A 10,948-nucleotide genomic window follows, 5' to 3' on the forward strand; every position below is an offset into this window, starting at 1 on the left:
ATTCATAATAGGGCTAAATAGAATAAAGTGTTACACACTGCATTGAAAAGAAGATAGATAAAGCTTAAACGAATAAAGGGCAGCGCATATTAAGTAACAGATAATATGGGCTGCCCTTTATTTCATATAGATTGAAACTATTATCAAATCAAGGAGCTCTTACATACACTAACAGTACAGATATATAGGTTAAGGGAGCAGGTTTTGCAGTTGAGTTTATGAAAGCGCTTAAAAATTAGAGGGCGATGTTTAGAAATGAGGGTTTTGTCAACACTGAGAGTAAAGCAAAAAGCTACGGAGGTGTTTATCTAATGAATGTAAACAAGGCCATTGAAGTTCTTGATCGGATGCGACTTTCGAATGGGGCATATACGGCCAGTCTCTCTAAAGATTATAGCTATGTTTGGATTAGAGATGTTGTTTATACCGTGCTCCCTTTTTTAACAGATTCTTCAGACCGTTATGAGAAAGCGTATCAGGCTTTGTTCGACTTGTTTCGTAATTATGAATGGAAGATTGATATTCATACAGAGAAAAAACCAATGTATTTATTTGAATATATCCATTCTAGATACTCAACGGATTTAAAGGAAATTCCTGTTGAGTGGGGGCATGCTCAAAATGATGCCATTGGTGCTTTTTTATGGGGAGTAGGCGAAGGTTTTCGTCATGGGAAAAAAGTGATTCGTGACGAACGAGATCTCCAAATTGTTCAGAAGTTAGTCGATTATTTAGAGTGCTTACAATATTGGCAAGCAATCGATAATGGTATGTGGGAAGAAAATATGGAGCTGCATGCATCAAGTATCGGCGCCTGTGTTGCAGGATTAAATGCCGTCAAAATGCTTGTAAATGTAAAGGAAGAACTGATTAAAAAAGGAGAAGAAACGTTACGATTTATGCTGCCTAGAGAAAGTGAAACAAAAGAAACAGACTTAGCCTTACTTTCACTGATTTATCCGTATCGAATTGTGAATCGGAAAACCGCTTTAAAAATCGTACAGAATGTCTCCAATAAATTAGAAAGAACCTATGGCTGCATCCGTTATGAAAATGATCAATATTATAATGAAGGCAGCGAAGCTGAGTGGTGTTTTGGGTTTCCATGGCTTGGGCTATGCTATTTAGAACTAGGTATGAACAATATGGCGAAACAATATATTGAGAAAACGAAAAAAATTATCCCAGCTAATTTTGAAGTGCCGGAACTATATATCGGCGGAAAAAATATTCCAAATGGAAATACCCCGTTAGCCTGGTCCGTTTCCTTATCGTATCTATTTTTAGTAAAAATGGACAATATTCGCAATGAACAAGTAACTTAACATACTCAAAATAAGCGCGGGCTCTTCCTGTTGAATAGGAGGAGCTTCTTCATTTTGTTTTACTTAATTTTTTGCGCTGTTACATAACGTATAAATTAACAAGATTCATGAACAACGTATCTAATTTTCTAAAAAGGTAAATATTTTGTCAAATATAATATTTTGTTGAATTAAATGGTTAATTATTACAGGTGAAGTCGAGAGATATGGAAGGATTAAACAGAATTATAACGAATATATATTATAAGAAAGGAATGGAGGTGGAATTTTGAATAATACTGTTGATGCTTGCTATGAGATAAATCCCACTGATTTATATTTATTTCATGAAGGAACACTTTATGAAAGTTATAAATTGCTTGGTGCACATTTTGTGAAAAAAGCGAATCAAGAAGGTGTAAGGTTTACCGTTTGGGCTCCTCATGCTAGAGGTGTATCCGTTGTTGGTGATTTTAATCATTGGAACGGAGAGAATCATCAAATGGAACGGATTGAACGATCGGGAATTTGGGTCCTGTTCGTGCCTGACTTAAAGGAAGGTGAATTGTATAAATATAAAATACATACACCAAGTAATCATATCATTCTCAAAGCAGATCCATATGCTTTTTATTCGGAATTACGTCCCAAGACAGCTTCAGTTATTAAGCGATTAGATACGTACAATTGGCAAGATTCCAAATGGATGGCTCAACGAAAAAAGGAAGATGTGTATCATAAACCGATGTCCATTTATGAAGTACATATTGGAACGTGGAAACAAAAGGAGACCGGAGAGTTTTATACGTATCGAGAGCTTGCTGATGAATTGATTGAATATGTAGTAGATAACGGATTTACACATATCGAACTCATGCCCGTTATGGAACATCCATATGATAAATCATGGGGCTATCAGTTGACTGGTTATTATTCACTCACAAGTCGGTATGGTACTCCAGAGGATTTTATGTATTTTGTGGATCAATGTCATCAACATCAAATTGGGGTTATCTTAGATTGGGTTCCTGCTCACTTTTGTAAAGATGCTCATGGCTTAGGAAGATTTGATGGCACTCCTTTATATGAACCAATCGATTTTCGAAGAGCGGAACGCCCGGCATGGGGAACGTATAGCTTTGATTTTAGCAAGCCAGAGGTTGTTAGTTTTTTAATTTCTAATGCGATGTTTTGGATGGATGTGTATCATATTGATGGCTTTCGCATTGATGCAGTATCCTCGATGGTTTATTTAAACCATGATAACCCGCTTCCGGAGCGGATCCTCAATCAGTATGGCGAAGAGGAGAACTTAGAAGCGATTGCTTTTATTAAAAAATTAAATGAAGCGGTATTTCATAAGTATCCTACTGCTTTAATGATGGCCGAGGAAGCGACAGATTGGCCGCTGGTTACATCACCAACGGATGTAGGAGGACTAGGCTTTAATTTTAAATGGAATATGGGCTGGGTCAATGATATTCTTCGTTATATGAAGCTGGATATAAGCCATCGACCTTATCATCATAACCTCTTAACATTCTCGTTATTTTATGCCTTCTCAGAAAATTTTGTGCTCTCTTTTTCACATGACGATGTTGTACATGGGAAACGTTCTCTTTTAAATAAAATGCCAGGTGACTATTGGCAAAAGTTTGCGAATCTTCGTTTACTCTATGGATATTTTATCATGCATCCAGGAAAAAAATTATTGTTTATGGGCGGGGAATTCGGTCAATTTATTGAATGGAAAGATGAAGAGCAATTAGATTGGTTACTATTAGACTATGAATCACACACAAAGTTGGCTCGGTTTTTCCGTACGTTGCAACATTTTTATCAGCAGTCGTCTTGCTTATGGAGACTTGACCATGATCAGGAAGGGTTTGAATGGATTGATCCGAATAATCATAAACAGAGTATTATTAGTTTTATTAGAAAGGGCAAACGTAAAGGGGATTATGCACTGATTGTGTGCAACTTTTCAGCCGATGTGCATCATAACTTCCGTATTGGTGTTCCATCATTAGGAAAATATATCGAGGTGTTAAACAGCGATGACGTTTCTTTTGGTGGAACGGGTCAGTGTAATGGGCAGCCGATTGCTGTTCAAAAGAAGCCTTATCATAATCAACGTTATAGTATGGAAATAACTGTACCACCATTAGCTATTTCAGTTTTTATGAAGCAAACGCAAAAAAGACAGGGGAGAGTGAAGGGATAATGGCTTCAAAGAAATGGGTTGCAATGTTATTAGCTGGCGGACAGGGATCTCGATTAGGAGAATTAACAAGTGGATTAGCTAAACCAGCTGTTCCTTTCGGAGGGAAATATAGAATTATTGACTTTCCTTTAAGTAATTGCACACATTCTGGCATTGATACGGTTGGTGTCTTAACGCAATATCAGCCTCATTTACTCAACGACTATGTCGGGAATGGTAAAGTATGGGACTTGGATTCGGATTTCGGCGGCGTTTCGGTACTACCTCCTTATAAAGGGAAAGACGGTGGGGAGTGGTATAAAGGAACAGCGAATGCAGTCTATCAAAATATTCAATATATAGATCGATATAATCCAGAAAATGTTTTAATTATTTCCGGTGATCACATTTATAAAATGGATTATAGTCAAATGCTCGCTTATCATATTGAAAAACGGTCCCAAGCGACAATTGCGGTTATTCAAGTACCATGGCAAGAAGCAAGCCGTTTTGGCATTATGAATACTAACGATAATCAAAAAATTATCGAATTTGATGAGAAGCCCGAATATCCGAAAAGTAACTTAGCTTCAATGGGTGTATACCTCTTTAACTGGAAAACATTAAGAAGTTATTTAATAGATGATGAAAGGGATTTAACCTCTGATCACGATTTTGGTAAAAATATTATCCCTAATATGCTGAAGGACCGAAAACACTTATATGCCTATCATTTTGAAGGATACTGGAAAGATGTTGGAACAGTGGAAAGCCTTTGGGAAGCGCATATGGATCTTCTCGAGGTAAATCCTCAGTTTCAATTAGATGATCCTGATTGGAAAGTATTCGCTAGAAACGCGAATCATCCGCCGCATTATATCGGGGAAGAGGCAGTCATTAAGCAATCTCTTACAAATGAAGGGTGCATGATCTATGGTACAGTGGAGCACTCTGTTTTATCCTATAATGTTCAGGTTGGCTATAATTCAACTATTAAAGATTCCGTCATTATGCCGAATGTTCACATTGGAGATAATGTTCATATTGAAAGAGCGATTATTGATAGTAATTGTGTAATAGAAGATGGGGCTGTGATTGGAAACTCCAATCCATCAGCTAAGATTACTTTAATAGGAGAAGGTCAAACGATTACTTCTACTGACCAAAAAAAGATTACGAATATTTGATAAGGGGCGATCGTCATGGGAAATGTATTAGGCCTTATTAATTTAATTAATGAGAAGCAATATTTAAAAGAATTAACTACTCATCGTAATATAGCATCCGTGCCTTTCGGAGGGCGTTATCGTCTTATTGACTTTACGATGTCGAATTTTATTAATGCCGATATTTCTTTAGTTGCCGTTTTTCCAAAAGAAAGATACTTATCCTTGATGGATCACCTTGGATCAGGGAGGGAATGGAATCTAGATCGACGTTCAGGTGGATTATTTATTTTGCCCCCTATTCAGCCGCATGAAACGAGTATGGGTGATATGAAACAGTTTCATAATCATTTAAGTTTTTTTGAACGAGTAAATGCTGATACAGTGATTATTTCACCAGGAAATCATGTATGTAAAATAGATTACAATGAAATCCTTGCTTTTCATCGAGAAAATCAAGCAGATATTACCGTTGTGTATAAAGATTTTTACGACGGTGCTGTTGAAAAGCTAATTTATCATCAATGTATAGTGAATGAGGACGGAAATGTAACCGATATTAACTTATTTAATGTACCGCAAGCAGGCGACCATATTTCGCTTGAAACATATGTAATTAGTAAATCTCTTTTTATCGATTTGATTAAAAAATGTGCAGCGAATGAAGAATATAATTTTTTAAAAGATGCAGTAAAAGCTAATCTTCATTGTTTAAATGTAAAAGGATATCACTTTACTGGGGAGCTGCCATTTATTCATTCTATCGAAAGTTTTCATGCTAGTAATATGAAGTTTTTAAACCCTCAAACTCTTAAATCTTTCTTTAGTGAGGAATGGAGTGTATTTACGAAAATTAAACATGAGCCTCCAGCTAAGTATGGCCAGACATCGCATGTGAAAAATTCTTTAGTTGCTAATGGCTGCGATATTGAAGGGACAGTTGAAAACAGCATTCTATTCCGTGGGGTTAAAGTGAAAAAAGGGGCAGTCGTGAGAAATAGCATTATTATGCAAAAGGGTGAAATCGAAGAAGGTGCTATTGTTGAAAATGTTATCGCGGATAAAGAAGTAAGAATTACGAAAGCGAAAAAGGCTGTTGGAGAAAACGAACCACTAGTTATCAAAAAAGCGGAAGTTATTTAATGGAGGTGCATGATTATGCATATATTATTTGCTGCTTCAGAATGTGCCCCATATATTAAAACAGGCGGGCTAGGCGATGTCATTGGAGCGCTGCCAAAAGCATTGAAAAAACAACAAATAGGAGTTAGTGTTGTTTTACCAAAGTTTGAAGATCTTCCTTTTAAATACAAGCAACAGTTAACCTATATGACGAGTATTGAAGTATCGGTAGGCTGGCGAAAGCAATTTTGCGGGATTGAAAAATTGGTTGACAATGGGATTAATTACTACTTTTTAGATAATGAATACTATTTTAAACGACATGGCAGCTATGGATATTTTGATGATGGAGAGCGATTTGCTTTCTTTTCAAGAGCGGTGTTAGAAGCGCTGCCTTATTTAGAAGAAAAACCAGATATTATTCATTGTCATGATTGGCAAACTGGACCGATTAGTGTTTTGTTAAAAAGTCATTTTAGCAATCATCCCTTTTATCGTAACTTAAAAACAGTGTTTACGATACATAACTTACGCTATCAAGGAGTATTTCCTAAGTCAGTATTATCGGAATTATTGGATTTAAGTGAGTTGTATTTTCATATGGACGCGCTTGAGTTTTATGGAAATGTAAGTTATTTAAAAGCAGGATTAGCTTTTTCTGATTATTTAACAACTGTTAGTCCAAGTTATGCGGGAGAAATCCAAACGGGTTATTACGGTGAACAACTTGATGGATTTCTTCGTAAACGAAATAATCGTCTGCAAGGTATTATTAATGGCGTCGATTATGAAGTGTATAATCCAAGGCTGGATTCTTCCTTATTTAAACCATATACAACATATGCAGGAAAAATGGAGAATAAACGAAAGCTTCAAAAAGATTTACATCTTCCTGTAAATGATGAAATACCCGTTATTTCAATGGTTACTCGTCTCGTTGAACAAAAAGGAATAGACTTAGTTCTTCGTGTCTTTCATGAAATTATGAGTCAACATGTTCAACTTGTTATACTTGGTACAGGAGATGCCTATTATGAATCTGCACTGCGAGATTTAGCAGCGCAGTATCCGGATAAGGTATCCGTTCAGACATATTTCGATGAACAATTATCGAGGCGAATTTATGCAGGTTCTGATTTATTCCTGATGCCGTCTCAATTTGAACCATGCGGCATTGGACAATTAATCGCACTTCGCTATGGAACGTTGCCGATTGTGCGAGAAACGGGTGGGCTTCGAGATACGGTCATTCCTTATAATGAGTTTACAAATGAAGGAAATGGGTTTAGTTTCACGAATTATAATGCGCATGATATGCTATATACGATTGAGAGAGCGGTTGGTTTATATCGTTTTCAGCCGAAAAAATGGCAAAATCTTGCCGAAAGAGCGATGAGGTTCGACTATAGCTGGGATGCATCATCAAAAGCATATATTGAGTTATATGAATCTTTAGTTGAAACGACAGCGGTCCCTGCTTTTTAAACCAAACATGGGTAGAGTTCAAGCTCTATCCATGTTTGGTTTTTGTTTTCACGATAATAATCGGATATAGTATAAGAAAAAGATAGCAACAAGGAGAAGACAAAATATGAAATTAGTTTCATGGAATGTAAATGGCATACGAGCTTGTGTAAAGAAAGGATTTTTAGATTATTTTAAAGAAGTAGATGCAGATATTTTTTGTTTACAAGAAACAAAGCTTCAGGAGGGACAAATCGAGCTTGAATTAGAAGGATATCATCAATATTGGAATTATGCTCTTAAGAAAGGGTACTCGGGTACAGCCATTTTTACGAAGCAACAACCTTTATCGGTAAAATATGGTGTAGGTGATGAGCAAGAGGAACCGGAAGGAAGAATTATTACACTAGAATTTGATACGTTTTATATGGTCAATGTGTATGCCCTTAATGCAAAGCGAGATTTATCGCGATTGGACGAGCGCTTAGAGTGGGAAGATAAAATTCGTGCGTATTTAGTTGAGCTTGATGCAGTCAAGCCTGTTGTATATTGCGGGGATTTAAATGTTGCTCATCAACCGCATGACTTAAAAAATGCTAAATCGAATATAGGGAATTCAGGATTTACAATGGAAGAACGAGAGAAAATGACAGACTTGCTGGCAGCAGGCTTTCTAGATACATTTCGTTATTTTTATCCAGACAAAGAAGGGGCGTATACGTGGTGGTCTTATATGGCGAAAGTGCGCGAACGTAATATTGGTTGGCGTATTGATTACTTTATCGTATCAGAGCGCTTGCAAAATGATTTAATAGATGCTGATATACATAGTCATATTCTAGGCAGTGATCATTGTCCCATTGTTTTAGAAATGAACTTGTAAAAATAAAATGAGAGGACATACTAGTAGTATTCTGAAGACTAATGGGAGGTTACAATGAATACTTTTATTGTTGGATTTCATCAAGAAGATAATGTAGACAGCATGCAAGTTCAAAAATTAACAGAAGCTGAGTTTGAAAAATCAACAAGTGGTGGAATCCGAAGATTATTCGAACTCGATACAAATATCGGATTTTTCTTATTTTTGGATGCGGAAGATGAGGAAGGGGATGTATCTCATCTCGTATTGAAGTATGAAGAGGATGCGGAAGATCCATCAGATTTTTATTCATTTTCTCAAAATGATTTTTACGAATTTATGGCTTTATATTTACACGGTATCGATGAATTAGAAGAAGAGGAAGAAAGTGAAGAGTATGGTCCAGTTCATCATCTTGCTCATTTACTTCATCATATTGTGGAAGAAGGGAATGCCGTTAAACCTTAAGAAATAAAAAAACGAAGAACAGCTTTCAAACTGTTCTTCGTTTTTTTTATATATGTAACAAATTCCGTAACAGGTTTACGATATCCTCGTGGTCGCCTGCTGGCTGTTTTTTCTTTTCCAATTGTAATCATTAGTGCAATTTCATATTGGTTGGTAATGTTTAAGATTTCTCGTACTTTTGCTTGATCAAACCCAATCATTGGACAAGTGTCCCAGCCTTTGTCTTTGGCAATGAGCATAAATTGCATGGCTGAAAGAGAAGCGTTTCGAATCGCTTCCTCACTTTGAAATTTTTCTCCTTTTGTTTCTGCATCCGTTATAATGCTGCTAACAGTCTCCTCATATTCTCGTTGGTCCATAATGCCTAAATGGAGTAACCCTTCATAAATTTGCGCAACGTTTTGGTGAGCTTTTTTATCACCAAGTACAAGAATCACAGCGGAAGCGGTCGACACTTTATATTGACCAGCAGCTTCTTTAATTTGTTCCTTTATGTGTGTGTTTAAAACAGCAATATATTTTGCATGCTGTAAATTGTTTGCAGAAGGAGCAAACTTCGTTAATTCAAACATTTCATTTAATTCATTTATGGAAATCGGTTGGTTTTCTAAAAAGTTATTAGCCGAGCGACGTTCTTTTACTACAGTTGTCAATTCAGATATGCTGCAACACTCCTATTCAATAAGAAAATATATGTATAAATAGGATTTTAGGACCGAAAAGTAACTAGAAATAGAGAACTCGATATTTTTAACTTAATGAGCTAGAAAAGTAAGAAGTAGCAATGCTATTTTATATTTAAATAAAAACCTCGTTAGAATATATTAATCCACCTTCAAATGTTAAAAATCATGTATATCTATTTATTTCACAACTAAAAAAATGTTCAAGTAATAGTAAACAATATAGAACAAATTCTATTATTAAAATATAATAGTCTAAAAGACTTATATGAAGCAGGTGGTAAATTTGGAATGTCATTCTTGCGGTAATACTATTGAAAGTCGGGGGAGTTTTTGTCCACATTGTGGTAAAAAAATCAGAGGATCAAAGCGGATTCCATTTCTTATAATCTTAGCTTTAGGTAGTATGACTACTTTTGGCTTTGTATTATGGAACTATTTTTATCCAAATGATTATCAAAAAATGCCTAAAACAACAGCTGTAGTAGATTCAACGAAAGTAGAAGAAGACAAAAAGGAAACAGAAAAGAAAACAGAAGAAATTAAGGCTGAAGCTTTACCCGCTAGTGAAATCATAGAAAAAGTTCAAAAAGATGTCTCTCAAGTGATTGAAGAATCATTACAAAAAGTAGTAACCATCTATACAGAAGCAAGCCAAGGTTCTGGTTTCTTAATTAATGAAAAAGGGGACATATTAACAAATGCCCATGTTGTGGAAGGTTCTATATACGTAACCGTTCAAGATAGTACAAATCATGAATATAGTGGAACCGTGATTGGATACTCTAATAATACGGATGTTGCAGTTGTTAGAGTGCCCGATTTAGCTGGAGGTAACTTTCTTCCCATAGAAACAACCGAAAGTGCTTCACTTGGAGAAGAAGTACTTGCTTTAGGAAGCCCATTAGGCTTGCGTAATACCGCAACTTTAGGCCATATAACAGGAGTGAATCGCAGTTTTTATATTGGGGAGCGTGCTTATGAAAATATTTATCAAATGTCAGCACAAATCGCTTCTGGTAGCAGCGGAGGTCCACTTGTATCCTTAAAAACGGAGAAAGTAATTGCAATCAATTCTGCTAAAGTAATGGGGGAGGAATCTATCGGGTTTAGTATTCCGATAAATTCAATTTATTCATTAATTACAGATTGGATTACTACACCGTTATCTGAACAAGAACTAAATAATCTATTTTATAACGATGAGGGCTATTTACATTATCAAGAAGAGCTGGAGAATAGCGATGACTGGTATTTTGATGGAGGAGATTATTCAGATGAGAACAACTCCTACTATGATATCCCAGATGACTGGTATAATGCTTCAGAAGAAGAAGATAGCTTGTATGAAGAAAACGGTTACGAATACGAAGAGGAAACAATAGATGAGGAAGATACTTATGAAGAAGAGATTTATGAGGAAGAAAACGAATATGAAGAAGATTGGAACGAAGACTCCGATTCTTATGAAGCAGATGAAAGCTATGAAAATAACGATGTATATATAGAAGAGGAATTAGATGAAGATTATTCGGATGAGGAGGAAACGGAAGAATTTGAAGAAGAGGGGGATGGTGAAATATATAGTGATGGATTAGAGGAAGAAGAGGCATATTAAATTTATTTAGATGTAAAAGTTAAAACGCTTTGATAGAAGAAAGAACATTCGGAGGGAA

9 protein-coding genes are annotated in these 10,948 nt (G+C 35.9%); 8 read left to right on the forward strand and 1 reads right to left on the reverse strand.

The window, feature by feature from the left end:
• The first annotated feature begins 311 nt into the window (after positions 1 to 311).
• From V7068_RS19835 to V7068_RS19865, 7 genes are all read left to right on the forward strand, one after another.
• Entirely contained in the window at positions 312 to 1,325 is a 1,014-nt protein-coding gene (locus V7068_RS19835) for a glycoside hydrolase family 15 protein (protein ID WP_499714212.1), read from the forward strand.
• A 268-nt stretch (positions 1,326 to 1,593) separates the two neighbouring features.
• A complete protein-coding gene (gene glgB / locus V7068_RS19840) occupies positions 1,594 to 3,528 on the forward strand; it encodes a 1,4-alpha-glucan branching protein GlgB (RefSeq protein ID WP_499714213.1) in 1,935 nt (644 codons plus the stop codon).
• The gene (locus tag V7068_RS19845) at positions 3,528 to 4,694 is read left to right on the forward strand and encodes a glucose-1-phosphate adenylyltransferase (protein WP_499714214.1); all 1,167 of its coding nucleotides are present in this window, start codon (positions 3,528 to 3,530) and stop codon (positions 4,692 to 4,694) included. The genes glgB and V7068_RS19845 overlap by 1 nt, the downstream gene beginning before the upstream one ends.
• A 15-nt stretch (positions 4,695 to 4,709) precedes the next feature.
• Positions 4,710 to 5,816: a glucose-1-phosphate adenylyltransferase subunit GlgD gene (gene glgD, locus V7068_RS19850; protein ID WP_499714215.1), complete on the forward strand. Its 1,107-nt coding sequence runs from the start codon at positions 4,710 to 4,712 to the stop codon at positions 5,814 to 5,816.
• Positions 5,817 to 5,831: 15 nt separating this feature from the next.
• Positions 5,832 to 7,280 carry a glycogen synthase GlgA gene (gene glgA, locus V7068_RS19855; RefSeq protein WP_499714216.1) on the forward strand — a complete coding sequence of 483 codons (1,449 nt, stop codon included), beginning with the start codon at positions 5,832 to 5,834 and terminating at the stop codon, positions 7,278 to 7,280.
• 106 nt (positions 7,281 to 7,386) lie between these two features.
• The gene (locus tag V7068_RS19860) at positions 7,387 to 8,142 is read left to right on the forward strand and encodes an exodeoxyribonuclease III (protein WP_499714217.1); all 756 of its coding nucleotides are present in this window, start codon (positions 7,387 to 7,389) and stop codon (positions 8,140 to 8,142) included.
• A 54-nt stretch (positions 8,143 to 8,196) separates the two neighbouring features.
• On the forward strand, positions 8,197 to 8,589 hold the full coding sequence (locus tag V7068_RS19865) for a cytosolic protein (protein ID WP_499714218.1): 393 nt from the start codon (positions 8,197 to 8,199) through the stop codon (positions 8,587 to 8,589).
• On the opposite strand, the gene V7068_RS19870 is transcribed toward V7068_RS19865, so the two are convergent.
• On the reverse strand, positions 8,586 to 9,251 hold the full coding sequence (locus tag V7068_RS19870) for a nitroreductase family protein (protein WP_499714220.1): 666 nt from the start codon (positions 9,249 to 9,251) through the stop codon (positions 8,586 to 8,588). The two genes, V7068_RS19865 and V7068_RS19870, sit on opposite strands and share 4 nt — an antisense overlap.
• A 427-nt stretch (positions 9,252 to 9,678) precedes the next feature.
• Between V7068_RS19870 and V7068_RS19875 the strand changes: the two genes are divergently transcribed.
• The gene (locus V7068_RS19875) at positions 9,679 to 10,890 is read left to right on the forward strand and encodes a S1C family serine protease (protein WP_499714219.1); all 1,212 of its coding nucleotides are present in this window, start codon (positions 9,679 to 9,681) and stop codon (positions 10,888 to 10,890) included.
• The last annotated feature ends 58 nt before the right edge of the window (positions 10,891 to 10,948 follow it).

This window comes from Bacillus sp. JJ634 (genome assembly GCF_036962285.1).
In the GTDB taxonomy this organism is placed as follows: Bacteria; Bacillota; Bacilli; order Bacillales; family DSM-1321; genus Peribacillus; species Peribacillus asahii_A.